Below are 24,140 nucleotides of genomic sequence, written 5' to 3'. Positions count from 1 at the left end.
AAAACCCCGGAATTTGCCTTGCAATTGCCCACCGAAACTTGCACCTGTTCCGCGCATGGTTTTTAATCGTAGGTTCGAATGAGGGAGAGACGATGAAGGTTGCATTTCTGGGATTGGGCATTATGGGCCGCGGCATGGCGGCGAACCTTGTCAAAGCCGGGCACGAGGTGACGGTGTGGAACCGCACGGCGGGCCAGAGCGTGGCAGGCGCCCGCACGGCCGCCACGGCCGCCGAAGCCGCCAAAGGTCAACAGGTGGTGTGGATCTGCGTGGCCGATACCAAAGCGGTGGAAGACGTTTTGTTCGGCAAGAACGGCGTGGCCGAAGCGCTGACGCCGGGCATGATCGTTGCCGATTCAAGCACCATTCTTCCCGAGGGCAGCATGCGGTTTGCCAAGCAGATTGAGGCCAAGGGCGCGCACTTTGTGGATGCGCCGGTCACGGGCTCCAAGGTCGGCGCCGAGCAGGGCACGCTGACCTTCATGGTCGGCGGCGACGCGGCAGTGATCGACACGCTCGATCCGCTCTTCCAGGCCATGGGCAAGAAGGTCATACACATCGGCGCCACCGGCACCGGCTCGTCAGCCAAGATCGCGCTGAACATGATGAACGCGATGATCGTGGAAGGCTTTGGCGAGGGCCTGACGCTGGCGCGCAAGCTCGGCGTGGAGCCGAAGAAGATGGTGGAGCTGATACAGAATTCGTTTGTGCGCTCCGGCATCATCGACTTCAAGGCGCAGTACATCATCGACCACAACTATGAGCCGAACTTCCCGCTGCGTCTGATGCACAAGGACCTGCGCCTGAACCTGGAAGCCGCCAAATCCGCGGGCGTCGACATGCCAGGCCTGGAAGCCATTGAGAAGGTCTACCAGCAGGCGACCGCCGATGGCTCGAAGGACCTGGACTACATCGCTACCATCCGCGTGCTGGAAAAGAAGGCGGGACTCGACTAAGGGCCACGCGCACGATTGCTGCGGTTCGCCAGATGCTTGGCGGACCGCAATTCCCTCTCCTATTGCACGCCTCCGGGCATGTCCTTCCCGATGCGACACCTTCCTCTTGCGTCCGGCACCTTAAGGCCGTATCGTAAGTTTCAACAGGTTGAAGTCCGCGAGACTCTCTGCAAAGTACAACTCAGGGAACGGAGGCGCCGGCCAATTCTTCAGAGTCCGGCGCAGCAGGAGTGGAGACTTCATGAGGGAGACCACTGCATGAGACGCATTTCTTTTTTGATGGCGGCGCTGATCTTGCTGGGCGCCGTGGCTGTGGGGAATCCAGGCAAAAACAAGAATGAGGACAAGGCTCCGCTGCCGGATGCCGCAAAGTACCAGCGCCACTACTGGCTGCTGAAGAATGGCGGCGTGATTGAGTTTGCCTGCACCGCACCCTGCGCGCCGGAAACCGATGCTGCGCTGCAGAAGTACGTGACGGCCGTGAGCAAGCAGTTCGAGAAGGGCGATTTCGACGCCGAAAACGAAGGACTGAGCAAGCCTCCCGACAATCTGCCGCAGTTGAAGAAGCTGCGCGACGAGATCACGTTCTCCGCCGGCACCAGCGACAACGGCTGGTCGCTGCGCATGCTGACCATTAATCCAGCGGCGCAGGAAGCTATCCATCAGTATCTCAAGTACCAGATCACGGAGCGCAAGACGGGCGACCCGCTGGAAGTTCAATAGCGCGAAAAGCTGAGCACAATGTGAAACGGGGCGCGATGATCGCGCCCCATTTCATTTTCCATCCGCAATTTCAGTCGAGGTAGCGGGCAAAGATCAGCACCGCAATGGACGTGATGAGAAAGATGCCGGCGGTGATCGCCAGTGAGAGCGGCAGCACAAAATAGCGGCGAGGCTGGTCGGTATCCAGCTTCAGCTCAAACGGGTTGTTCGGGTTCACCCGCACCAGCACCTGCTTGCCCACGGGGAAGCGCTCCACCTCCCGCGCCACCATCTTGTAGTCTGAACTCTGGCGGAAGGAATTCACCTGCACCGGGCGTTCGCCAAGCCCCGGCGTCAGCACGCCGAACTCAAAGCGCGTGGCATAGAGCTTGGTACCGGCCATAGTCAACTCCACCACCTCGCTCTTGCGCACAATGGCATCGGCCGCCTGCCAGCTCTGCAGCAGCGAATACTGCACGTAGAAGATGGGCGCGGCCAGCGCCAGGGTGCCAATGGCAAACAGCAGGCAGGCAATGCCCACGGCCTGCATGGCTCCGCGACTGGGCATGCTAGTTGCGCTCCAGCTCGGCCTTCTCCAGCTTCAGGCGGCGATGGCGGTTCACAAGAAAAACGATATAGGCGGCGTGGATCAACCACGTGACGGCATAAGCAGCGTAGAGATAGTTCATCGTTCGGCCCTCATTTCTTCCGTCAAAGACATTTCTGCATGCGCGGCTTCCAGCCGCTTCTCTTCCATCACCAGGCGGTAGCGCTGCCAGCTGATGATGAGCGCCAACGCCAGGAACGCGACCAGGTTCCAGAGCACGGCCGTCCACATGTGCGCATCAAGACCGCTTCCCTTGCCGCCGCCAATCACCGGCTGCGGATGCTGCGTGCGGAACCAGCGGATAGCCATGTAGACCAACGGCACGTCAAGGAAGCCGAAGATGGCGAGCACGGCGGCCTCCACGGTGCCGTCAGGCGAATAACGCCGCAGGATCAAATAGCTGACGTAGATGAGCCAGAGCACGAGCGTGCTGGTCAGCCGCACGTCCCACGTCCACCAGATGCCCCAGATCGGTTTGGCCCACAGCGGCCCGCTGATGAGCACCACAGTGCAGAAGACGACGCCGACTTCGGCAGCGGTCTGCGCCAGCGCGTCCGCGCCCGGCCTGCGCCTGATGAGGTACCACACCGAGGCGAGGAAGTTCACGAAGAACATGAGGAATGCAATCCACGCCGAGGGCAGGTGATAGTAGAAAATGCGCTGCACATTGCCCATTGTGGCTTCCGTGGGAGCAATGTACATGGCCTGGCAGTAGCCGTAGCCAAGCAGCAGGGCCGTAATTACGCTGAAGAAGATCAGTTTGGCTTTCATTCTGCGTTCAACACCGTTTCAAACAAGCTCAAACAAACCGTTGTAAAGACCACGTCGTAGATCGCGAGCAGCCGTATCCAGAAGGCGAGACCGTCAAGGCCATCGCCGGTGAGGATGATGCGCGTGGATTCGACCATGGCGAGAATCGCGGGGATCGAGATGGGGAACAGCAGCAGCGGCAGCATCACCTCGCGGCTGCGCGTGCGCAGGCTGAGCGCGGCAAAGAACGTGCCGTTCACCACCAGTGCCCACGTACCGAGGGCCGCCACCGCAACCAACCATCCAGCCGGACCCACCGCGCGCAGGTTGTAGAAGACGATGAACAGCGGCGCCATCGCGCACTCCAGCACCGCCACGAACAGGAAGTTGCCGACAGCCTTGGCCGAGAACAGCGCCGCTGCCGGAGCGGGCGAAACGCGGTAGCCATCGAGCACCTGATTGCGAAGCTCGCGCGCCCAGGTCTGGTTCAAGGCCACCACGGCGGCGAATAGAAACGCCACCCAGATCAGTCCGGCGGCGATGACGCGCGACTCCTCGGCCGTGGGGTCAAAGGCGAAGCTGAAGATGACCACCACCAGCAGCGAGAAGAACAGCATGCTGTTGAGCGCGTCCTTCGAGCGCCACTCCAGCCGCAGGTCTTTGGCAAGCGTGGTGCGCGCGATGAAGGCGAACGATGGGCGGCTTACGCTTGTTGCCATGCGCCCTCCTTCACCTGCGGCTCGTCGGCCGTCCAAGGAGAAAGCAGCCGCTCGGGAATTCCCTGCTCACGGGTTTCGATGAGGCCACGGTTGATGACTACGCACTCGTCGGCGACCGGCTGCATGAGCGCCGCCTGGTGCGTGACCACGAAGATGGTGCGGCCCTCGTCGCGCATGCGTGCCAGCAGTTGCGTCATCGCGCGCGCCGACGACAGGTCGACGTTCGAGAACGGTTCATCGAGCAGCAGTAACTCCGGCCCGTGCACAATCGAACGCGCGAGCGAAATGCGCTGCCGCATGCCCTGCGAGTACTGGCCCACGCGGCGCTGGAGCGACGGATCGAGGCCGACCAACTCAATCGCACGCTCACAGGCCTTGTCGTCCTGCATGGCGTACAGGCCGGAGAAGTAGCGCAGGTTCTCCATGGCGCTCAACTCGTCATAGAGCAGCGGCGCGTGGCCCATGTAGCCGACGCGGGGAGCGACCTCGTGGATGTCATCCGTGCCCAACACGCTGACCGTTCCGCGCGTGGGCCGCAGAAGCCCGGCGATGATGCGCAGCAGCGTACTCTTGCCCGCGCCGTTCTCGCCAAGAATGACGTAGAGCCTGCCGGGAGTGAATTCGGCGGTGATGCCGCGGAGCGCGGCAAAGCGCCCGAAATGGCGGACGATGCCCTTCAGTTCGACGATGGGGGCGTTCGTGTTCACCTGGGACCCTATTGGCCCATCGCCGGGGCCGGGGCCGACGCCTCCGCCTTCTGCATCGGCGCAGAAGTGGCCGGAGCCGCATTGGGGTCGTTGGGCTTGGGCGCGTACTTGCTGGCGCACTTGGCCTGGAGTTGCTTGGCGCGGAAGACGCCGTCCTTGCCGTAGGAACCTTCGGCAAGAGCCTGCGAATCGTCCTTGAAGGTGTCCGGCGGGGCCTCGCTGCCGTTATAGACCACGGGCAGCGTGCGGCCTTCCTCCATTAGCACGAATTCCACGTGCGTTCCCTGCCGCTTGATGGAGCCGGGTTGCACGTTGCCAGCCACGCGGAGGCGCTTGCTGTGGGCGCTGTTGCCCATCTTCGCCAGCTCTTCCAGCGTAACGTAATAGCTCTTGCTCTCCTCGACGCCCGTAAAGGCCAAGTAACCGAGTCCGAGCAGGATGATGACGATGGGCACGCCAAAGCGCACGATGTTGTTCTTCTTCTTGGCCATACGGTTAAAAGATGTTTCTGCCAGCCCCCAGGCTGCACAAAAACGCTCACCCTCACGTGGAAGAGAGAGTAAAGGGCCGCGCCCGGGCGGTCAAGTCGGCTTTGCATGGCACTCCGCCTGGTGTGAGCCGCAGGAACGAGAGAAATCGTCTGCGTCCCGATCTGGATTTGCACATCAAAGCCGCTATAATTGGTGGGTTTTAGGCAGAGAGGTTCCCGGACATGAGTGAAGTACAGAACCACGACGGTAACGAACACCACATTCCCCAGAACCTTCCCCAACTGCGCGCGGAGTGGATTGAGCGGCGGCAGCGCGAAGGCGAGCGGATCGGCGACAGCAACATGACGCAGATGCACTTTGCGCGCAAAGGCATCGTGACGGAAGAAATGCTCTACGTGGCGGAGCAGGAAAAGCTCGCGCCCGAGCTGGTGCGCTCGGAGTTGGCCGCCGGCCGGCTCATCATCCCGGCCAACATCAAACATCCGGAGCTGCAGCCGATGGCCATCGGCGTGGCAACGCTGTGCAAGATCAACGCCAACATCGGCAATTCGTCGGTGACCAGCAACGTGGCGGAAGAGCTGAAGAAGATGCACACCAGCGTGCACTACGGCGCCGACACGGTGATGGACCTCTCCACCGGCGGCGACATTCATGCGCTGCGCGAGACGCTGCTGCGGCACTGCCCCGTGCCCATGGGCACCGTGCCCATCTACGAGGCCGTGGCCCGCGTGCGCCGCATTGAAGACCTGACGCCGGAGCTGATGCTGGAAGTGATTGAAGAACAGGCGCAGCAGGGCGTGGACTACATGACCATCCACTCCGGGCTGCTCATCCAGTACATTCCGATGGTGGCCAAGCGCATCACCGGCATCGTCAGCCGCGGCGGCGCCATTCTGGCGCAATGGATGACGCACCACCACAAGCAGAACTTCCTCTACGAGCACTTTGAGGACATCTGCAAGATCATGGCGAAGTACGACGTCGCATTCTCACTCGGTGACGGCCTGCGCCCCGGCTGCATTGCGGACGCCAGCGACGAGGCGCAGTTCGCGGAGCTGAAAACGCTCGGCGAGCTGACCAAGATCGCCTGGAAGCACGACGTGCAGGTGATGATCGAGGGCCCCGGCCACGTGCCCATCGACAAGATCAAGGAGCAGGTAGACAAGGAAGTGGAGTGGTGCGACGGCGCGCCGTTCTACACGCTCGGGCCGCTGGTCACGGACATTGCACCGGGCTACGACCACATCACGTCGGCCATTGGCGCGGCCATGATCGGCTGGTACGGCGCGGCCATGCTCTGCTACGTCACACCCAAGGAGCACCTGGGCCTGCCCAATGAGAAGGACGTGAAGGACGGCATCATCGCCTACAAGATTGCGGCGCATGCGGCCGACCTGGCGCGGCACCGCCCCGGCGTGCAGGACCGCGACAACGCGCTCAGCGCGGCGCGCTACAAGTTCGACTGGGAGTCGCAGTTCGCGCTCTCGCTCGACCCGGAGACCGCCCGCGCCATGCACGACGAGACGCTGCCGGATAACTTCTACAAGGAAGCGGCGTTCTGTTCCATGTGCGGCCCCAAGTTCTGCTCCATGAACTACTCGTCGAAGGTGGACGAGTACAACAAGCAGGTGCACGGACTGGACAAAGCAGACTACTCCGAGCTGGTGAACAAGCTGGTGACGATCAAGTAGACTGCCGCAGGCAGAAATGCGAAAGGCCACGCGCGAAGCGTGGCCTTTCTGTTTCCGGACGGAACGAGACTACTGGCCTGCGTGCTCCAGCGTTTCGGCAGCCTTGTTGAGCGCTGCGGTGAGCGCCGCAAGTTGCGTGCGGGCCAGTTCGGCATCGTCCTTGTCGATGGCTTCGCTGACGCCGGGAATGACGACGGCCGCATAGCCGGTGTATTCGCCGGGCGCGTAGATGGCATGGCGGAAGAAGTCGCGATGCGGCAGGCCGTGTTCGGTCAGCAGCGCGTGTTCCGCTCCCAGCAGCGCGGAGTTCAGCTTCACGGCCTCCGAGCCGGTGGCCTTGGCCTGCTTTGCGGCCACGGACTTGCCTGCGGCAGTGAAGCGGTCGGCGGCAGCCAGAGCGGGCGCAAAGTCCGGCGACGACTTCCACGCCGCACCGTCCGACCGCTTCTTCGCGGCATCCACGTACTCGTGAATCTCCTTGCCGTAGGTCTCATAGTCGTAGGGCAGCACGTCGGTCTGCGCCATGCGGAGCACCTGCAGGCCAAAGACGCGCGCCATCTGCTGCTCGTAGACGAAGGTTGGGTCGGCGAACTTCTTGAACCACGCGAAGTTGTCGAACGCCGAGTGGTAGACGCCGTAAGGCCCGCCGGAGCCGATGTCCGTGGAGGGCACGCCCAGGTGCTGGATGAAGGCCGTATAGTCGCTGCCGCTGCCCAGGTCGCCAACCGGAGCATCCAAATCAGCGCCGGCGGCCGGAGCGCGGCGGCCGCGCGGAGACACCTTCCATGCGTCGTACACGGTGCCACCCTTGGGGCTGGGCACCTCGCGCGTGATCTCGCGGATGAAGTTCTTCAGGCTCGGCACGCTGGCCGCGCCAAAGTTCGGGCCGCAGACGGCAACGTCCATGTTGAAGTAGCCAACCGCCTTGCTCAGCTGCGCCGCGTACTGCTTGGTGTATTCGGTGGAGCCGACGAGCCCTTCCTCTTCCGCGTCCCAACTGGCAAATACGATGGTGCGCTTGGGGCGCCAGCCGGATTTGAGCAGCTCACCCACGCCATGCACGGTCTCCAGCATGGCGGCCGAGCCGCTGTTCGGGTCCACCGCGCCGTAAACCCACGCGTCACGATGGTTGCCGGCCACCACGAGCGACTCGGGCTGCTCCGTGCCGCGAATGGTGCCGATGACGTTCCAGATGGTGGTCAGGTGCCAGTCCTGTTCGAGCTTCATGTGCACCTTCACCGGGCCGGGGCCAACGTGATAGGTGAACGGCAGCGCGCCCTGCCAGTCACGCGGAGACTCATTGCCGCCAAGGTTCTTCAGAATCGGCGTGATGTCCGCGTAGGAAAGCGGCGTGGTTGGAATCCTGGGCAGGCTCGTGGCGGTCTTCGGGTCAATGCGCTTGCTGGCGGGCAGGTCGGGCGTGGAGGCCACGCCGGGCGTCGTCGGGTCGCCCGGATACTCGAACATGAACTGCACCGAGCCGCGCTGCACGCCGGTCTCCGGGCGGTACGGCCCCTTTGGATACATATCGCCCTTGAAGTAGCCATCGTCGATCGGATCGGAGTAGATCAGCAGCCCGGCGGCACCCTTCTCCTGCGCCACCAGTGCCTTTACGCCGCGGAAATTCTGGCCATAACGCACGACGACGATCTTGCCCTTCACGTCCACGCCCATCGCGGCCAGCCGCGCAAAGTCCTCGGGCGTGCCGTAGTTGGCGTAGACGACCTCGGCCTCGGCCTCACCGCTGGGCGAGCCGCCGTTGTAGGGCGTCACCACGCGGGGATCGTCCTGAAATGGGTCGCCATCAACGTGCTCGCGCGTGGGGCCGTGCATCTTCACGTCAGCCGGAGCCGTGGTCTCCACTAGAATCTGCTTGGGGAAGTTCAGCCACACCTTGTATTCGTCGATGCGCGTCTCAAGACCGGCCTCGCGGAACTTCTGCGCCACGTACTGGGCGGTCTTGTAGTCCTCGGGAGAACCGGCGATGTGCGGCTCGGCGGTCAATACCCGCAGATGCTCCTCAGCCAGCTTCGCATCCGGCACTGCCAGGAACTTCTGCTCCAGGACGTGCTGTGGCGCGGAGTTGGTGAAGCCCGTGATCGGCGGCGCAGGAGCCGTGGGAGCCTGTTGCGCAAAGGTGGGGTTTGAAAATAGAGAGAACGCCAACAGCAGTGCTGCCAGTTGCTTCATCACTTCTCCTGAACTAGATGGTCCGAGGCCGCGGGAATAGTGCGTGGGCCTGAGTTTTGCGTGCGTGGCAATAGTCTAACGGAATTTGCGCCGTTTGCATCGTGAAACAGGGGGGAACCATCCGAGGCGCTTGCAGGCAGTTGCCAGATTTTGAGAACATGACGGTATTCCACGAGTTGGATGAATGATGGCCCAGGACCCTGCACCCAGGAAGACAGTTCGCGAGTTTTCGGCAGGCGGCGTGGTGCTGCGCATGATGCGCGGCATCTGGCATATCGCCATCATTGAACCCAACACGATCAACGCCGACACCGTCACGCGCCGCGCCCGTTCGCGCCCGGACGGCACCGTATTTGCCCTGCCCAAGGGCGCCATCGACGCCGGCGAGACCGCCATCCAGAGCGCCACGCGCGAAATCCGCGAAGAAACCGGCGTGGAGGCCGAGGCCATCCACAAGCTGACGGATACGCGCTATGTCTACGTGCGCTCCTGGGGCGGACGCGAGAAGGTCTTCAAGGTCGTGAACTTCTATCTCTGCCGCTACCTCAGCGGACGGCTCGGACAGATTCCGCCGGAGATGCGCGACGAGGTTCGACGCGCCTTCTGGGTGCCGCTGAACGAGGCGCACCGCAAGCTGACCTATGCCGGCGAGCGCGAAGTGGCGCGGCTGGCGCAGCGCTACGTGCGCGAACATTGGGACGAACTCTAGCCAGGAGGCAAACGATGTCGATCATTCCGCATCACCAGCACAGGGAGAAGCATTTCACGTCGAGCGAGGTGCTGCGCGATATCGTCATCGGCATGTCCGACGGCCTGACCGTGCCCTTTGCGCTGGCCGCCGGCCTGACCGGCGCCGTTGACACCACGCATGTGGTGGTGGTGGCCGGACTGGCCGAAATTGCCGCAGGCTCGATTGCCATGGGGCTGGGCGGCTACCTGGCCGCGCGTGGAGATGCCGAGCACTTTGCCAGCGAACGCGACCGCGAGGCGCGCGAGGTCGTCGAAATTCCGGAAGAAGAGAGCGACGAAATCTACGACATCTTCCAGGAATACGGAGTCACCAGCGAAGAGAGCCGCGGAGTCGTGGAGTCGTTGAGCAAGAAGCCCAAGCAGTGGGTGGACTTCATGATGAAGTTCGAGCTGGGGCTGGAGACGCCCGACCCGAAGCGCGCCCTGCAGAGCGCCATGACCATCGCCGGGAGCTACATCGCGGGCGGCTTCATTCCACTATCGCCTTACATCCTTCTGCCCAGCGCCCACCAGGCGCTCTATTACTCCGTGGCGGTCACCCTGGCAGCCCTGTTCTGCTTTGGCTACATCAAGGGCAAGTTCACCGGCATGAACCCGCTGAAGGGCGCGCTGCAGACCACCGTGATCGGCGGAGTGGCGGCGGCGGCGGCCTTCATGATCGCCCGCTGGATCTCATAAGCGGAAATCCACAAGCAGATTGAAAAATTCTGCTTGACTGAATGACGGCTCATTCAGTACACTCAGTTCAACTTAATAAGGCGCGCGTCGTTGCCATCCTCACCCCACATTTTCGGCGCGCGCCACTTCTGTTTTTACGGGGCATTTTCCAAGCAAGCAGTTTGAGCAAGACCGTTTACGGATCGGATAAGTTCCACGGGGGTGTGGAGTATGTCCAGACAGTCTCATCGGTTACAGTTCGTTTCCCAATCAGTCGAATAGCAGTGCAAACAACTGACGTGTATCTCCGTTGCGGAGAGTTGCGCCTCTCCGTGGCGGCACAGGCTCGTGGCTTCCTTACGCATTTGTTTTACGTACCCCGGAGAAGCACGCACGATGCACAAGCGGATCGAGAAGGTTGCAGTCCTCGGTGCGGGAACCATGGGATCCCGTATCGCCGCCCACTTAGCCAACGCTGGCGTCCCCTCCCTGCTGCTCGATATTGTTCCCCCTGGCGCCGAGGGCGCTGAGCGGAACAAGTTCGCCGCCGCCGGACTCGAGGGGGCGAAGAAGTCCAAACCCGCAGCATTCTATGAGTCCGCGCTCGCGCGGCTTATCACCATTGGAAACTTTGAAGACGACCTTGGCCAGCTCGCCACCTGCGATTGGGTGATTGAGGCCGTGGTGGAAGATCTCGGCATCAAGCGCGCCCTGCTGGAGCGCGTGGCCTCGGTCGTCAAGCCCGGAACCATCGTCACCACCAACACCAGCGGCCTGCCCGTGGCGCACATTGCCGAGGGCTTTCTGCCGGAGTTCCGCCGCAACTGGTTCGGCACACACTTCTTCAACCCACCGCGCTACATGCGCCTGCTGGAGATCATCCCCACACCGGAGAGCGACCCGGCGGCGATGCAGGCCATTGCGCACTTCTGCGATGTGCGGCTGGGCAAAGGTGTGGTGTGGGCCAAGGACACGCCCAACTTCATCGCCAACCGCATCGGCGTCTTCAGCATGCTGAACGTCATGCGGCTGATGCAGGAGCTGGACCTCAGCATTGAGGAAGTGGACGCCCTCACCGGCAGCGCCGTGGGATGGCCGAAGTCGGCCACCTACCGCACAGCGGACATGGTCGGACTCGACGTGCTGGGGCATGTGGTGGCGAACCTTGCCAAGACGCCGGGCGACGAACGCGCCGACCTGCGCCTGCCCGACTTCTGCCGCGAGATGCTGATGAAGCGCTGGCTTGGCGACAAGACCAAGGGCGGCTTCTACAAGAAGGAAAAATCCGCCGAGGGTGACAAGCGCTTCGCGCTCGACTGGAAGACGCTCGAATACAAGCCTGCCTCGCGACCCAAGTTCCCCGCCCTTGAGATGGCGAAGAACATGGAGAGCCTTGGCGAGCGCGTTCGTATGCTCATCGGCAGCGAGGGCGGCAAGCTCGACAAGGCCGGGCAGTTTCTGTGGACCGCGCTGAGCGAGCTGTGGACCTATGCGGCCAACCGCCTGCCCGAGATCAGCGACACGGTCGTGGAGATCGACCGCGGCATGAAGATGGGCTTCAACTGGGAGATGGGCCCCTTTGAGCTGTGGGACGCCGCCGGAGTGGAAGCCACCGTGGCGCGCATGAAGGCCGAAGGCAAGCCCGTAGCGGCCAACGTGGAGAAGCTGCTGGCAAGCGGAGCCAAAGGCTGGTACCAGGAGGCCAAGGGCACCAAGAGCGGCCGCGAGTACTTCGACCTTGCGACTGCCTCTTACAAACCGGTAGAGGTGCCGGAGGGCGTCTGGTCGGTGACGGTGGCGAAGAAATCGAACGGCGTGGTGAAGGAGAATGCAGGCGCATCGCTCATTGACCTGGGCGATGGCGTTGGCTGCATCGAATTCCACTCCAAGATGAATTCGCTCGGCGGCGACATCCTTCAGCTTGTGCAGCAGGCGCTGAAGCCGGGCGGCGCGGGCGAGAACTTCGACGCCTTCGTCATCACCAATGACGCCGCGAACTTCTCCGTCGGCGCCAACATCATGATGCTGCTCATGTCGATCCAGGAAGGCGAGTGGGACGAGGTCGACATGGCGGTGCGCCAGTTCCAGAACATGACGCAGGCCATCAAGTTCAGCGCCAAGCCGGTGGTGACCGCGCCGTTCGGCATGGCATTGGGCGGCGGCTGCGAAGTGAACCTGCATGCGCCGGTGCGACAACCACACGCGGAGCTCTACATGGGTCTGGTGGAGGTCGGCGTGGGGCTGCTGCCCGGCGGCGGCGGCTGCAAGGAGATGACGCTCCGTGCGGTGGATGCCGCGCAGAGCCTGCGTCCCGACGGCCGTGGCGAGAGCGTGGAGCTGATGGAGGCGATGAAGAAGGCCTTCGAGACCATCGCGATGGCGAAGGTCTCCATGAGCGCCAGCGAGGCGCGCAGCCTCGGCTTCCTCGCCAAGGGCGACGCCATCACCATGAATCGCGAGCGGGTGCTGACCGACGCCAAGGCGCGCGCGCTGGAGATGGCGCGCAGCGGCTACAAGGCTCCGGCCATGCGCACCGACGTCCCAGCTCCGGGGGAGAACGTTCTGGCAACTCTGAAGCTCGGCGTGCATCTGTTGCGGCAGGGCGAGTTCATCACCGATCACGAGGTGAAGATCGCGGGCAAGATCGCAGAGGTTCTCTGCGGTGGCGCGGTCACACCCGGCACGCCGGTGAGCGAACAGTACCTGCTTGACCTGGAGCGCGAAGCCTTCAAGAGCTTGTGCGGTGAGCGCAAGACGCAGGAACGCATCCAGGTGATGCTGAAGACCGGCAAGCCGCTGAGAAACTAACTGGATTTTTGAATTTGCGGATTTTCGAATCTTCGAATTTGAGAATCAGTTGCCGAGTGACAGTAAGCCGCTCGGATGCTGCGCCCCGGACTTCGAAGCCGAGAATCACGCACCTGCCCCGGTTCCACTGGGAACGGAGAACTAGGAACTGACTATGCGTGAAGTTGTGATCGCAAGCGCCGTCCGCACGCCGGTCGGCAAAGCATACAAGGGGACACTGCGCGCCACGCGTCCAGACGATCTGGCGGCGGTGGCCATCAAGGGCGCGCTCGAACGGCTGCCGCAACTGGATCTGCGCGAAATCGAGGACGTCATCCTCGGCTGCGCCATGCCCGAGGCCGAACAGGGCATGAACGTGGCCCGCATTGCCAGCCTGCGCGCGGGACTGCCCATTGAGGTCTCCGCGCTGACCATCAACCGCTTCTGCTCTTCCGGGCTACAATCCATCGCCATGGCCGCCGAACGCATCATGGCCGGTGGCGCGGAGGTGATCGTCGCCGGTGGCACCGAGTCGATGACCATGATCCCAATGGGCGGCAACAAGGTGAGCTGCAACCCGTGGCTGGTGGGCAACTATCCGGACTCCTACCTGAGCATGGGCCTGACCGCCGAAAACGTGGCGCGGCGCTACGGCATCACGCGCGAGCAGATGGATGAGTTCAGCTACCAGAGCCACCAGAAGGCGCTGAAGGCAATCGCCAGCGGCAACTTCGCGGATGAAACCGTCGAGGTGCCGGTGACCTTCACGACGCCCGCAAACGGCTCCAAGGGCAAGGTGAAGTGCGCGACCGAAGAGATTCACTTCAAGGTTGATGAAGGCCCGCGCGCGGACACCACGATCGAGGCCCTCGCGCAGTTGAAGCCCGCCTTCCACGCCAAGGGCACGGTCACCGCCGGCAACTCGTCGCAGATGAGCGATGGCGCGGCCGCGGCGGTGGTGATGAGCGCCGAGCGCGCGCAGCAGCTTGGCATCAAGCCGCTGGCACGCTTTGTGGCCTTTGCCACCGCCGGCTGTAAGCCGGAGGAGATGGGCATCGGCCCGGTCTATGCGATTCCGAAGGCGTTGAAGCTGGCAGGGCTGAAGCTCGAAGACATCGGCGTCTTTGAGCTGAATGAGGCGTTCGCGGCGCAGTCGCTGGCCGTGCTCAAGGAGGGCGGTATTGATCCGGCGCGGGTGAACCCCAATGGCGGCGCAATCGCTCTCGGGCATCCGTTGGGCTGCACCGGGGCCAAGTTGACGGCGACGGTGCTGCGCGAGATGAAGCGCGCCAGCCACCGCTACGGCATGGTCACCATGTGCGTGGGCGGAGGCATGGGCGCGGCGGGAATCTTCGAGAACATTGCGTAGAGTTCAACAACAAGACTGATTTTCGAATTGTTGAATTTTCAAATTTTCGAATGGAACTGCTGATGGGTGAGAGCGGCTTTCAAATTCGAAAATATTGAAATTCTCAAATTCGAAAATGGAGGTTTGGGATGGCTACCACGGTTTCGACCTTTGAAAAGCGCAAGATTGCGGGCGGCAGCTTCCTGCTGGAGGAGACCAACCCGCGCGAGGTGTTCACGCCGGAAGACTTCACGGACGAACATCAACAGATAGCCAAGACGGCCGAGGACTTCGCCAACAACGAAATTCTGCCCGTGGCCGACCGCATTGAGAACAAGGAATTCGCGGTGACGCGCGAGCTGATCCGCAAGCTGGGCGAACTGGGCCTGACCTCGGTCGATATTCCCGAGGCGTACGGCGGCATCGAGATGGACAAGGTCAGCTCGGCCATCATCGCCGACAAGATCGCCAAGTACGGCAGCTTCGCCGTCTCGTTTAGCGCGCACGTCGGCATTGGCACGCTGCCCATCGTCTACTTTGGCACCGAGGAGCAGAAGCAGAAATACCTGCCGAAGCTGGCGAGCGGCGAGTGGGTAGGCGCCTATGCGCTCTCGGAGAGTTCTTCCGGCTCCGACGCGTTGAACGCGCGCACCAAGGCCGTGCTCTCCCCCGACGGCAAGCACTACATCCTCAATGGCGAGAAGATGTGGATCACCAATGCGGGCTTTGCCGACCTGTTCGTGGTCTTTGCCAAGATCGACGGCGAAAAGTTCACGGCGTTCCTCATCGAGCGCACCTTTCCCGGCTTCAGCGTCGGCGCCGAGGAGCACAAGCTCGGCATCCGCGGCAGCTCCACCTGCCCGCTGATTCTCAACGACTGCCAGGTGCCGGTGGAGAACGTGCTCGGCGAAATCGGCAAAGGCCACATCATCGCTTTCAACATCCTGAACGTCGGGCGCTTCAAACTGGGCGCAGCGGCCATCGGCGGCGGACGCACCTCGCTCGCGCACGCCATCAAGTGGGCCAAGGAACGCAAGGCCTTCGGCAAAACCATCAGCGATTTCGGCCTGGTGCGCGAGATGATTGCGCAGTCGGCGGCGATGATCTACGCCGGTGAATCGCTCGTCTACCGCACAGTCGGCGCCATGGACGTGGCGCTGGGCGAGATTGCGAAGGACGATCCCGAGGCGGCAAAGAAGATCCGCGCAGGCATCGAGGAATACGCGGTCGAGTGCTCGATTGTGAAGGTGTGGGCCAGCGAGATGCTTGATGCCGTGGTCGACAACACCATGCAGATATTCGCGGGCTACGGCTTCGTTGAAGAGTATCCGGCCGAGCGCGCCTACCGCGATGCGCGCATCAACCGCATCTTCGAGGGCACGAACGAAATCAACCGGCTCATCATCACCGGCTGGCTGATGAAGCGCGCCATGAGCGGACAACTTGCACTGCTGCCCGCCATCAAGAAGTTGATGGACGAAGTGATGGAAGGCCCCAGCTTCGGCGAAGAAGATGAGCGGGCGCTGGCCGCCGAGCGCGCTCTGGTGGCAAATGCCAAGAAGATCGGCATGTTCATCGCTGGCGCCGCCTCGCAGAAATACATGATGAAGCTCGGTGACCACCAGGAGGTGATGGCTGCCATCGCCGATGTGGTGATTGAGGCCTACACCATGGACACCATGCTGGCGCGCACGCTCAAGCTGCGTGAGACGCAGGGCGAGAAGGCCGCTGACGTGGCCGTCGCGATGACGCGCGTCTACTTCACTGGAGCAATGTCGCGCATTGAAGCCTCGGCGAAGAAGGTCATCGCCGACGTGGCCGAGGGCGACATGTTGCGCACACAGGCATCGATCCTGAAGCGGCTAGCCAAGGCCGAGCCGATCAACGTGATTGCCGCTCAGGAAGCGGTTGCGGCGCGCGTGCTCGACGCGGGCAAGTACGTGGCCGGATAGCGGATGCTTGTTCCTTGCATTGCAAAAGGCGCGGGAGCTTCCCGCGCCTTTCTTCTTGCTCGTTCCGGCCAATTCTAGGCGTTCGCTTTGCGCTCTGCCTCGCGCTGGCGGCGAAGCTCTTCCATCACGCTGCTGACCAGTTCTTTCGCGTCGGTCAGAGACTTCAGAACAATCTGGATATCCATAGTGGGCTTGCCGGGCTGGCGCGCACTCTGGCAATAGACGCCGTGCTGGCCCACCATCACCAGCGCGTCGGTCAGCGAATCGAGCGCCACCGCAAGGCGTCCGCGCGGAACGCCCATCTGAAATTCGTGCGCTTCAATCTCTTCCTGCTTCTCGTCGAATACGCTCATGTCTTCATGTTAGATGCTGCGTGGCGGAATGGCGAACCGGGCAAAAGCAAAGGCACGGCCGAAGCCGTGCCCACGAGCCGTTGCTTCTGCAACTGGGCTATGGCTTCTCTGCAGGCGACGCAGCCGGGGCCTTGGCGGCATTCAACTCTGCGTTCAGGGCGTCAATTCCCTTCTGCGCCATGGCGCGGTCGCCATCGGTTTTGGCGGCGATTAACTGCTGGCGCAGGTAGGCCAGCGCTGCACGCACGGAGACGTTTGGCACCGCCGGAATAACTTCATTGATGAGGATGCCCTCGCGGTCCACCAGTGCAAAGGTGACGGAGCGCATGGATTCGCGCGGCAGCCAGCCCACGCCGTTCTCCCACTCGCCAAGGACTTTGTAGGTCACGGCCATGTAATCGGAGGGCTGCTCGGGAATGGGCACGTCAAAGCGTGAGACCACCGTGAAGTGCGTGAAATCAGGGTTCTCGCGGTAGCTGACAAAGGGCTTGATCCGCTGGAAGCCATTGGCCGTGAGGCGCGCGCCACTGAAGTCTTCGCGGCAGTAGCCGAGCACGACGCGGCGCTGCTCCGTATAGAGTTCCTCGTAGCTGCGCCACTTGGCCGGACGCTTCAGCGGAGTCGCCGCAGTTTGCGCGGTGGCCGCCAGCGGCAGAAGCAGTGCGGAGAGCAGCAGAAGATAGCGAATGAAACGCGACATAGGCATTGGTCCCGTATCAGCGTACAGGCGCTCAGCCGCAGCCGCAAGCTGTGGGGTGAAACTTCATTGCACGATGGGGCAATGAACGCCGTATCTGGAGCGCAGGGCCGAGGTGCTCGCAGGGCGACCTATCTAGAACTTATAGGGCAAAAGGAAACGAGGGGCGCGTGCCCCTCGTTCGGTGTTCTGGAAGAAGCATCAGTTTCCGGTTACGCGCTTGGTCTTCTCGTCGCCGGCAATCATGCCGTCGCGGATCATGACAATGCGGTGCGCGAACTCGGCAATGTCGTGCTCGTGGGTGACGAGGACGATGGTGTTGCCCTCGGCGTGCAGGTGGTCGAACAGCGCCATGATTTCCACGCTGGTCTTGCTGTCGAGGTTGCCGGTCGGCTCGTCGGCCAGAATGATGGAGGGCCGGTTGATGAGCGCGCGGGCAATGGCCACGCGCTGGCGCTGGCCGCCGGAGAGTTCATTCGGCTTGTGGTTCATGCGCTCTTCCATGCCCACGGCCGCCAGGGCCTGCTCGGCACGCGTGCGGCGCTCCTCGGCGGGAACGCCTGCGTAGATCAGTGGCAGTTCCACATTGTGGAGCGCGCTGGCACGGGCCAGCAGGTTGAAGGTCTGGAAGACGAAGCCGATTTCCTTGTTGCGAATGTGCGCCAGTTCATCATCGTCCAGCGAGCTGACCAACTGCTGGTTCAGCCAGTAATCGCCCTGGCTCGGCGTGTCCAGGCAGCCGATCAAGTTCATCAGCGTGGACTTGCCGGAACCGGAGGGGCCCATGATGGCGACGTACTCGTTGCGCTTGATGTCAAGATTGACGCCGCACAGCGCGTGCACCTGCTGCTCCGAGCCCATGTCGTAGGTCTTCCACAGATTGTGGGCGAAGATCACGCTGTCTTTGGGCGGATTGTTGACGGCCTGCGCCGCGCCTGCTGCCTGGGTTGCCATTCCTCGTCTCTCCTGAATGCTTGGGAACCGGGTTCAGATGAGGCGGCGCACACGCGGCGCGCCGCCCGGAATTCAGCACGGAAGAGGGCTAGCTCTTCTCTTCCTTCTTCGGCGCGGAATTATCGACCTTGATGCTGGCACCGTTCTTCAGCGTGCGCAGCACCTTGTAGCTGCCGGTCACAATCTCATCGCCTTCCTTGAGCCCGTTGGTCACTTCGATGTCGGTGGTGCCGGTCACGCCGGTATCCACCTGCACAAACTCGGCCTTGCCGTTGCGAACCACGAAGACGCCCTGCAGTTCTTCCTTATCCTTGGCCTGGTCTTCCTTGCTCTTGGGAGCGGCGGCCTGCACGCTGGCCTTCTTCTTGCCCTTCTGCTCCGGCTGCAGGTCGGCGCGCTGGCGCACAGTCAGCGACTGGATCGGAATCGACAGTGCCCCAGGCTTGGTGGCCGTGGTGATCTTGGCCGTGGTCGAAAGGCCCGGGCGCAGGTTCTCCGGCGGATCCTGCAGGGTGATGACGACCTTGAAGTCCTTGGCCTCCTGGCTGCTCGAGGTGGTCTGCGAGGTGGCCACGCCGGTGGAGCGCAGCAGCGCGTTGTTGCCGATCTCGGTGACGATGCCCTTGAACTTCTTCTTCGGTATGGCGTCGATGGTGATCTCGGCCGTCTGCCCCAGCTTGACGTTGACGATATCGGTTTCGTCGACCTTCACCTCGGCGGTGATGACCGAATTGTCGGCCAGCGTCATCAGCGTGGAGCCCGGCGAGTTCTGGATGCCGACGACGACGGTTTCGCCCTCGCGCACCGGCAGGTTGGTCACCACGCCGTCAAACGGAGCAGTGTAGACCGTCTTGCTCAGCACATCGTCATAGCGGCGCAGCGTGTACTTCTGCTGCGAGATGCGCTTCTGCGCGCCTTCAGCCTGTGCCTTGGCCTGGAGGATCTTGGTCTTTGCCTGGATCAAGCCAGAATCGGAAGCCTCATAGCTGGCCTTGCGGGTGTCGTAGTCGCTCTTGGGAATCAACTGCTGCTGGTAGAGCTTCTGTCCGCGCTGCCAGTCCAGAGCCTTCTGCTCGCGGTCGGCCTTGGCGCGCTCCAGGTCGGCGACGGCCGTGTTGTAGGCTTCCTGCGAGGCGGTGTAGTCGGTCTGCGCGGCGTTCATGGCAGCCTTCGTGGCCTGAACGTCGGACTCGGCCTGCACGTTTTCGAGCTGGGCCAGCGTCTGGCCCTTCTTCACGTGGTCGCCTTCCTTCACGTAGATCTTCACGATCTTGCCGAAGGCGTTGGCACCGACGTTGACATACGTTTTGGGCTTGATTTCGCCCGAGGCAGTCACCTGCGAAGCCAGGTCCTGCCGCACGACCTTGCCCGTCTGCACCTGCACCACGCCCTTGCGGCTCTGCAACACACTGAAGCCGATCACCGCGGCGACCACCACCACGATACCCACGCCAATCGCAATTTTCTTCCAGGTTTTCATCAGTCCTCGTTCCCCATCCTGATTCGGGGCTTGGCCGGAATTGCCGCTTGCACCGGCGGCCGAACGAAAAAATGCCAGCCGGTTGCACTTGCTATGCTACGCAGCCATGCAATGAAAAGTTCCTGACTTCATCAACATCCATGAATTCCGCCCCACCATAACCAGCACCCAACCGGGCGGGATACTTCCGCACGGCATTATAGCTGTTCACCCTCCTCCACAAAATACGCGGTTGCCCAGTGCCCGGACTGAGGGGAAAGCGGCCGCCGCTGGCCCCGATTGGGCCACGGGGAGACAATCGCAAGTTGCTGATAATGCGAGGTTAGGATTTCGATGGCCTTGCCTTGCCGCAGGCAAGAACTTACAATCTTCTCCAGTCTTACGCGGATTGCAGGAGCTTATGCCCATGCGGTTTTCATTCGCCCGTACCTTCACCGGCGCCATGTTGGCTGGCGCGCTTTTGAGCACGACATTCCTGATGGCACAGGCCCCGGCCACCGACTCCGGCAAGGACGAGGTGGTGGACAAGAAGGCTGCGCGCAACGAGGCGCGCGCCCAAGCCAACGCGGAGAAACAGAAGCAGAAGGAAGCCCGCAAGCGTTGGGACGAAGTCAGCAAGTCCTACAAGAGCTGGGTGGACCAGGACGTGCGCTGGATCATCAGCGGCGAAGAAGAACAGGCCTTCAAGTTGCTGGCCACCGACGAGGAACGCGACCAGTTCATTGAAAACTTCTGGTATCGCCGCGACCCAACGCCGGACACGGTGGAAAACGAATTCCGCGACGAGCACTACCGCCGCATGGCCTACGCCAACGAGCATTTTGCCGCCGGCATTCCCGGCTGGAAGACCGACCGCGGACACATCTACATTGCATGGGGCGCGCCGGACGAAATCGAGTCCCACCCTTCGGGCGGCACCTACCAGCGTGACTACAACGAAGGCGGCGGCTCGACCTCGACGTACCCGTTCGAGCGCTGGCGCTACCGTTACCTGGAAGGCATCGGCACCGAAGTCATCCTCGAATTTGTCGATAGCTGCATGTGCGGCGAGTACCGCCTGACCATCGACCCGAACGAGAAAGATGCACTGCTGCACACGCCGAATGCAGGCATGACGACGGCCGAGGAAATGGGCCAGTCCTCCAAGGCCGACCGCATCACGGGCGTCAACCGCTCCGGCGTGGGCACCACGGGCAACGGAAACACCAGCAAGCAGTTTGACGACCTGGAGCGCATGGCCAAGGTGCTGGCTCCGCCGCCCATCAAGTTCACCGACATGCTTGAAAAGGTGACCTCGACGGTGCGCTACAACCTGCTGCCGTTCGACTACCGCTATGACTTCGTGCGCGTGACGAGCGACACCGTGCTGGTGCCCATCACGATCTCCGTGAAGAACAAGGACGTCACCTTCTCCAACAAGAATGGGGTGCGGCGCGCCAGCATCAACATCCTCGGCCGCATCACCACCATCACCGGCAAAGTGGTGCAGACCTTCGAGGACACCGTCGGCATCGACGTGCCGGAGTCCCTGTTTGAGCGCACGCTGGAAAGCTCCTCGGTCTACTGGAAGGCGATTCCACTGCGCACCACGCCCTCGCGCTACAAGCTGACTATTGCCGTCAAGGACGTGAACGGCGATAAGGTGGGCAAGGACGAAAAAGGGCTTCAGGTTCCGACCTACGACGAAGACAAACTGGCAACCTCGTCGCTGATTCTGGCCGACGTGCTGGAGAAGGTGCCGCGCAGCCAGATCGTCAGCGGCAACTTCGTCATCGGCGACACCAAGGTTCGCCCGCGCGTGCCACCCGCGGACGGAAAGCCGATTACCTTCAAGCGCGATCAGCGTCTGAACCTTTGGATGCAGGTCTACAACCTGGCCCTGGACGAGAAGACCAAGAAGCCCTCGGCGGTTGTGTCCTACGAGATCGAGAACATACAGTCGCACAAGTCCGTGCTCAAGGTGGATCAGCCTTCGGACGACTTCTCCAAGGTCGGCGAGCAGATCACGATCGAAAAGAGCATGGCGCTGAGCAGTCTGGATCCGGGCGTTTACAAGCTGACCGTAACCGTGAACGATAACAACGGCAAGCAGTCGGTGAACCAGACAGCCCGATTCATGGTCCAATAACTTGCACCGGGGACTATAATATTTCGCACATCTGGGGCAGGGCCTTTCCGGCCCTGCCCGCAGTGGATTGAGCGGACTTCGGGCACCGCTCCGGCTCCAGCGTCAGGCTACGGGCGTGACACTGGTTTTACATTTCCACGAAACGGCTGCGGCTGCCTGCGGGCAGTTGTCCAGCGAGGCCACCTGAGAACGTGGGGGTGTGTATGAGTCGAAAATTCGGATGGCTTCTGTTGTATGTCGCCTTCTGGGCCCCGACGCTGGCGGCCGCGAACCCGGGCGCCATTACGGGCTTTGTCAAGGACGCCACCGGCGTTCCGCAGATGGGCGCGATGGTTGAGGTGCTGACCTCCGCGGCAGCGCCTTCCATGACGGCTTACACCGACGTGCGCGGCTTCTTCAGCCTGCGCGGCCTGCTCCCCGGCATGTACACGCTGCGGGTGAGCGCGCCTTCCTTCCTCCCTACCGTTCGCGAACAGATCGGCTTGCAGCCGGGCGCGAATCTGGTGCTGCACATCACGCTGAATACGCTCTTCCAAGCCATGAAGCTGAAGCCGCACCATTCGCACAACGCGCAGGACAATGACGATTGGCGCTGGACGCTGCGCTCCATGTCCAATCGCCCGGTGCTGCGCTTTGACAAGGATGGCAGCGTCGCCATCGTCCAGAAGGAACGCAAAAACGATGTGCCGCACGGCAAGCTGGCGTTCCTGGCCGGTTCGGAAGGCGAGGCGCTGGGCAACTCGGAGATGAGCACCGCCTTTCTGGTGCAGCAATCGGTCTTCGGCAACGGGCAATGGCGCTTTAACGGAAACGTGGGCTACAACGCAACGTCGCCCAATGCCGTGGTAAGCGCCAGCTACGCGCACGAGTTGGGCAACGGCACCAAGCCGGAAGTGACGCTGACGGCCAAGCGGGTTTCCACGCGCGGCATGGCGGACCACGATATTGCACTGCAGGCGCTGAGCGTGGGAGTGGCAAACTCCGTGGTGAGCGGCCCGCTGGAAGTGCGCTACGGCGGCGAAATGCAATCGATCCAGTTCACGCAGCACGCCACGGCCTTCCGTCCGTTCGCCACCGCCGACTACCACCTGGGCCGCAACACCATGCTGGAATACCGCATGGCAACCAGCGCGCCGAACATGCGCTACGCCAAGGGCTTCGATACGGCTCCGGCGGACCTGAGTGAGAGCGGCCCGCGTATTTCGCTGCTCGGCGGACGCCAGCAGGTGGAGCGCGCACAGCACCACGAATTCTCCATTTCGCAGAAGGTTGGCAAGAACACCTTCCAGGTTGCGCTCTACAAGGACCGTGTCCGCAGCGTGGCGTTGAACGGCGTAGGCAGCGAGTTCGGCTATGGCTCCGAGTTTGTGCCGGACGCTGCCAGCGGCATGTTCCTGCTCAACGGAGGAGACTTCCAGACCGATGGTGTCCGAGCCGTTTATCAGCGCAAGATTCTTGGCCTAACGAGCACGTTCGACTACGGCTTTGGCGGCGTGCTGACGCTGCCGAAGGAAATCGCACAGCTGAACGCGGTCCGCAACAACCTGGTGGTGCGCAAGCAGCATAGCGGAGCCATCAAGATCGCGGGCGTGTTGCCGGGCAGCAAGACAAAGATTCTGACCAGCTACAAGTGGCTGAGTGGCGAAGGCGCGCTGACGCCGGTCGACATCTTCAACGCCTCTGCCGGACAGACCGACCCGTATTTGAACCTGTTCATCCGCCAGCCAATTCCGGCGTGGCGCTTCCTGCCCGATGGCGTGGAGGTGCTGGTGGATGTGCGCAACCTGCTGGAGCAGGGCTACCAGCCGGTGCTTGGCCCGGACGGTCAGACGGTTTATCTGGTGCAGACAGCGCGCTCGATTCGCGGCGGAGTCGCCTTCTCGTTCTAGCGTTCTGCACTTAAAAAGCAGAAGCCCCGCACTGGCGGGGCTTTTTCATTGCGGAAATTCAGACAGAGCTTTTGACGCCGTGGCCTAGTCTTCGGGATAGTATTCGCAGACCTCACGGCAGGCGAGGCAGTAGTAGTGGCCATCCTGCACCAGACGCACGTCGTCAAACCCCATGCAGAGGCTGCAATACTTGTCGCAATCGCACTCGTCCTCGGAGCGTTCACACACGGCACAGCGGAAACGCTTTTCCTTCGCCATAGCCGCCAATGTAGACGTTTTCCCCGCGCCGCGCAATCGGCTTCTGCGCGGTTGACCCTGCGGATTGAGCGTGT

Annotated in this window: 22 protein-coding genes; 10 read left to right on the top strand and 12 right to left on the bottom strand. The window is 62.2% G+C overall.

Going from position 1 to position 24,140, the window contains the following annotated elements:
* Positions 1-92 precede the first annotated feature (92 nt).
* Positions 93-956: an NAD(P)-dependent oxidoreductase gene (locus tag AC6IZO_RS03135; protein ID WP_497807920.1), complete on the top strand. Its 864-nt coding sequence runs from the start codon at positions 93-95 to the stop codon at positions 954-956.
* Positions 957-1,214: 258 nt separating this feature from the next.
* Entirely contained in the window at positions 1,215-1,679 is a 465-nt protein-coding gene (locus tag AC6IZO_RS03130) for a hypothetical protein (RefSeq protein WP_497807918.1), read from the top strand.
* Positions 1,680-1,749: 70 nt separating this feature from the next.
* Here AC6IZO_RS03130 and AC6IZO_RS03125 read toward each other — a convergent pair whose 3' ends face one another.
* The 6 genes from AC6IZO_RS03125 to AC6IZO_RS03100 are packed head-to-tail and all read right to left on the bottom strand — an operon-like array spanning position 1,750 to position 4,932.
* Positions 1,750-2,226 carry a DUF3592 domain-containing protein gene (locus AC6IZO_RS03125; RefSeq protein WP_497807916.1) on the bottom strand — a complete coding sequence of 159 codons (477 nt, stop codon included), beginning with the start codon at positions 2,224-2,226 and terminating at the stop codon, positions 1,750-1,752.
* Between the two features lies 1 nt (position 2,227).
* A complete protein-coding gene (locus AC6IZO_RS03120; RefSeq protein ID WP_497807914.1) occupies positions 2,228-2,347 on the bottom strand; it encodes a CcmD family protein in 120 nt (39 codons plus the stop codon).
* Positions 2,344-3,036, bottom strand: coding sequence for a cytochrome c biogenesis protein CcsA (ccsA, locus tag AC6IZO_RS03115; RefSeq protein ID WP_497807912.1), 693 nt, complete (start codon positions 3,034-3,036; stop codon positions 2,344-2,346). Before ccsA ends, AC6IZO_RS03120 begins: the two co-directional genes overlap by 4 nt.
* Positions 3,033-3,734, bottom strand: coding sequence for a heme exporter protein CcmB (locus tag AC6IZO_RS03110; protein ID WP_497807910.1), 702 nt, complete (start codon positions 3,732-3,734; stop codon positions 3,033-3,035). The genes ccsA and AC6IZO_RS03110 overlap by 4 nt, the downstream gene beginning before the upstream one ends.
* Positions 3,719-4,441, bottom strand: coding sequence for a heme ABC exporter ATP-binding protein CcmA (gene ccmA / locus AC6IZO_RS03105; RefSeq protein ID WP_497807908.1), 723 nt, complete (start codon positions 4,439-4,441; stop codon positions 3,719-3,721). Before ccmA ends, AC6IZO_RS03110 begins: the two co-directional genes overlap by 16 nt.
* A gap of 8 nt (positions 4,442-4,449) precedes the next feature.
* Positions 4,450-4,932 carry a cytochrome c maturation protein CcmE gene (locus AC6IZO_RS03100; protein WP_497807906.1) on the bottom strand — a complete coding sequence of 161 codons (483 nt, stop codon included), beginning with the start codon at positions 4,930-4,932 and terminating at the stop codon, positions 4,450-4,452.
* Positions 4,933-5,153: 221 nt separating this feature from the next.
* On the opposite strand from AC6IZO_RS03100, the gene thiC reads away from it, so the two are divergent.
* Positions 5,154-6,623 (top strand): phosphomethylpyrimidine synthase ThiC, encoded by a 1,470-nt coding sequence (gene thiC / locus AC6IZO_RS03095; protein ID WP_497807904.1) that lies wholly within the window; start codon positions 5,154-5,156, stop codon positions 6,621-6,623.
* Between the two features lie 69 nt (positions 6,624-6,692).
* On the opposite strand, the gene AC6IZO_RS03090 is transcribed toward thiC, so the two are convergent.
* Positions 6,693-8,813, bottom strand: a complete 2,121-nt coding sequence (locus AC6IZO_RS03090) for a M28 family metallopeptidase (RefSeq protein ID WP_497807902.1) — start codon at positions 8,811-8,813, stop codon at positions 6,693-6,695.
* Positions 8,814-8,997: 184 nt separating this feature from the next.
* On the opposite strand from AC6IZO_RS03090, the gene AC6IZO_RS03085 reads away from it, so the two are divergent.
* From AC6IZO_RS03085 to AC6IZO_RS03065, 5 genes are all read left to right on the top strand, one after another.
* Complete coding sequence (locus AC6IZO_RS03085; protein WP_497807900.1) at positions 8,998-9,522, top strand: NUDIX hydrolase; 525 nt, start codon at positions 8,998-9,000, stop codon at positions 9,520-9,522.
* 14 nt (positions 9,523-9,536) lie between these two features.
* Positions 9,537-10,241 (top strand): VIT1/CCC1 transporter family protein, encoded by a 705-nt coding sequence (locus AC6IZO_RS03080; protein ID WP_497807898.1) that lies wholly within the window; start codon positions 9,537-9,539, stop codon positions 10,239-10,241.
* Between the two features lie 375 nt (positions 10,242-10,616).
* Positions 10,617-13,028 carry a 3-hydroxyacyl-CoA dehydrogenase/enoyl-CoA hydratase family protein gene (locus AC6IZO_RS03075; RefSeq protein WP_497807896.1) on the top strand — a complete coding sequence of 804 codons (2,412 nt, stop codon included), beginning with the start codon at positions 10,617-10,619 and terminating at the stop codon, positions 13,026-13,028.
* Between the two features lie 154 nt (positions 13,029-13,182).
* The gene (locus AC6IZO_RS03070; RefSeq protein WP_497807894.1) at positions 13,183-14,376 is read left to right on the top strand and encodes a thiolase family protein; all 1,194 of its coding nucleotides are present in this window, start codon (positions 13,183-13,185) and stop codon (positions 14,374-14,376) included.
* Positions 14,377-14,504: 128 nt separating this feature from the next.
* The gene (locus AC6IZO_RS03065) at positions 14,505-16,307 is read left to right on the top strand and encodes an acyl-CoA dehydrogenase FadE (protein ID WP_497807892.1); all 1,803 of its coding nucleotides are present in this window, start codon (positions 14,505-14,507) and stop codon (positions 16,305-16,307) included.
* A gap of 74 nt (positions 16,308-16,381) precedes the next feature.
* Here the strand turns inward: AC6IZO_RS03065 and AC6IZO_RS03060 are convergent, their stop codons facing one another.
* From AC6IZO_RS03060 to AC6IZO_RS03045, 4 genes are all read right to left on the bottom strand, one after another.
* A complete protein-coding gene (locus tag AC6IZO_RS03060) occupies positions 16,382-16,660 on the bottom strand; it encodes a hypothetical protein (RefSeq protein ID WP_497807890.1) in 279 nt (92 codons plus the stop codon).
* 97 nt (positions 16,661-16,757) lie between these two features.
* Positions 16,758-17,360 carry a hypothetical protein gene (locus tag AC6IZO_RS03055; RefSeq protein WP_497807888.1) on the bottom strand — a complete coding sequence of 201 codons (603 nt, stop codon included), beginning with the start codon at positions 17,358-17,360 and terminating at the stop codon, positions 16,758-16,760.
* A gap of 198 nt (positions 17,361-17,558) precedes the next feature.
* Positions 17,559-18,311: an ABC transporter ATP-binding protein gene (locus AC6IZO_RS03050; RefSeq protein ID WP_497807886.1), complete on the bottom strand. Its 753-nt coding sequence runs from the start codon at positions 18,309-18,311 to the stop codon at positions 17,559-17,561.
* 88 nt (positions 18,312-18,399) lie between these two features.
* Entirely contained in the window at positions 18,400-19,791 is a 1,392-nt protein-coding gene (locus tag AC6IZO_RS03045; RefSeq protein WP_497807884.1) for an efflux RND transporter periplasmic adaptor subunit, read from the bottom strand.
* 406 nt (positions 19,792-20,197) lie between these two features.
* Here AC6IZO_RS03045 and AC6IZO_RS03040 point away from each other — a divergent pair, with 406 nt between their 5' ends.
* Both AC6IZO_RS03040 and AC6IZO_RS03035 read left to right on the top strand, forming a co-directional pair.
* The gene (locus tag AC6IZO_RS03040) at positions 20,198-21,919 is read left to right on the top strand and encodes a GWxTD domain-containing protein (protein ID WP_497807882.1); all 1,722 of its coding nucleotides are present in this window, start codon (positions 20,198-20,200) and stop codon (positions 21,917-21,919) included.
* Positions 21,920-22,122: 203 nt separating this feature from the next.
* Positions 22,123-23,808, top strand: coding sequence for a carboxypeptidase-like regulatory domain-containing protein (locus AC6IZO_RS03035; protein ID WP_497807880.1), 1,686 nt, complete (start codon positions 22,123-22,125; stop codon positions 23,806-23,808).
* Between the two features lie 84 nt (positions 23,809-23,892).
* On the opposite strand, the gene AC6IZO_RS03030 is transcribed toward AC6IZO_RS03035, so the two are convergent.
* Positions 23,893-24,066 carry a hypothetical protein gene (locus tag AC6IZO_RS03030; protein WP_497807878.1) on the bottom strand — a complete coding sequence of 58 codons (174 nt, stop codon included), beginning with the start codon at positions 24,064-24,066 and terminating at the stop codon, positions 23,893-23,895.
* Positions 24,067-24,140 lie beyond the last annotated feature (74 nt).

The organism is Oryzophilus luti, assembly GCF_059726245.1.
This window is presented reverse-complemented; position numbering and strand designations above follow the sequence as displayed.

Excerpts from the sequence above, each read along its gene's own strand:
- ccsA (WP_497807912.1), bottom strand. The coding sequence starts at position 3,036 with ATGAAAGCCAAACTGATCTTCTTCAGCGTAATTACGGCCCTGCTGCTT.
- AC6IZO_RS03130 (WP_497807918.1), top strand. The coding sequence starts at position 1,215 with ATGAGACGCATTTCTTTTTTGATGGCGGCGCTGATCTTGCTGGGCGCC.
- AC6IZO_RS03100 (WP_497807906.1), bottom strand. The coding sequence starts at position 4,932 with ATGGCCAAGAAGAAGAACAACATCGTGCGCTTTGGCGTGCCCATCGTC.
- AC6IZO_RS03110 (WP_497807910.1), bottom strand. The coding sequence starts at position 3,734 with ATGGCAACAAGCGTAAGCCGCCCATCGTTCGCCTTCATCGCGCGCACC.
- AC6IZO_RS03075 (WP_497807896.1), top strand. The coding sequence starts at position 10,617 with ATGCACAAGCGGATCGAGAAGGTTGCAGTCCTCGGTGCGGGAACCATG.
- AC6IZO_RS03035 (WP_497807880.1), top strand. The coding sequence starts at position 22,123 with ATGAGTCGAAAATTCGGATGGCTTCTGTTGTATGTCGCCTTCTGGGCC.
- AC6IZO_RS03045 (WP_497807884.1), bottom strand. The coding sequence starts at position 19,791 with ATGAAAACCTGGAAGAAAATTGCGATTGGCGTGGGTATCGTGGTGGTG.
- AC6IZO_RS03135 (WP_497807920.1), top strand. The coding sequence starts at position 93 with ATGAAGGTTGCATTTCTGGGATTGGGCATTATGGGCCGCGGCATGGCG.
- AC6IZO_RS03050 (WP_497807886.1), bottom strand. The coding sequence starts at position 18,311 with ATGGCAACCCAGGCAGCAGGCGCGGCGCAGGCCGTCAACAATCCGCCC.
- AC6IZO_RS03080 (WP_497807898.1), top strand. The coding sequence starts at position 9,537 with ATGTCGATCATTCCGCATCACCAGCACAGGGAGAAGCATTTCACGTCG.
- AC6IZO_RS03065 (WP_497807892.1), top strand. The coding sequence starts at position 14,505 with ATGGCTACCACGGTTTCGACCTTTGAAAAGCGCAAGATTGCGGGCGGC.
- AC6IZO_RS03040 (WP_497807882.1), top strand. The coding sequence starts at position 20,198 with ATGCGGTTTTCATTCGCCCGTACCTTCACCGGCGCCATGTTGGCTGGC.
- AC6IZO_RS03060 (WP_497807890.1), bottom strand. The coding sequence starts at position 16,660 with ATGAGCGTATTCGACGAGAAGCAGGAAGAGATTGAAGCGCACGAATTT.
- AC6IZO_RS03090 (WP_497807902.1), bottom strand. The coding sequence starts at position 8,813 with ATGAAGCAACTGGCAGCACTGCTGTTGGCGTTCTCTCTATTTTCAAAC.
- AC6IZO_RS03085 (WP_497807900.1), top strand. The coding sequence starts at position 8,998 with ATGATGGCCCAGGACCCTGCACCCAGGAAGACAGTTCGCGAGTTTTCG.
- AC6IZO_RS03120 (WP_497807914.1), bottom strand. The coding sequence starts at position 2,347 with ATGAACTATCTCTACGCTGCTTATGCCGTCACGTGGTTGATCCACGCC.
- thiC (WP_497807904.1), top strand. The coding sequence starts at position 5,154 with ATGAGTGAAGTACAGAACCACGACGGTAACGAACACCACATTCCCCAG.
- AC6IZO_RS03030 (WP_497807878.1), bottom strand. The coding sequence starts at position 24,066 with ATGGCGAAGGAAAAGCGTTTCCGCTGTGCCGTGTGTGAACGCTCCGAG.
- AC6IZO_RS03125 (WP_497807916.1), bottom strand. The coding sequence starts at position 2,226 with ATGCCCAGTCGCGGAGCCATGCAGGCCGTGGGCATTGCCTGCCTGCTG.
- AC6IZO_RS03070 (WP_497807894.1), top strand. The coding sequence starts at position 13,183 with ATGCGTGAAGTTGTGATCGCAAGCGCCGTCCGCACGCCGGTCGGCAAA.
- AC6IZO_RS03055 (WP_497807888.1), bottom strand. The coding sequence starts at position 17,360 with ATGTCGCGTTTCATTCGCTATCTTCTGCTGCTCTCCGCACTGCTTCTG.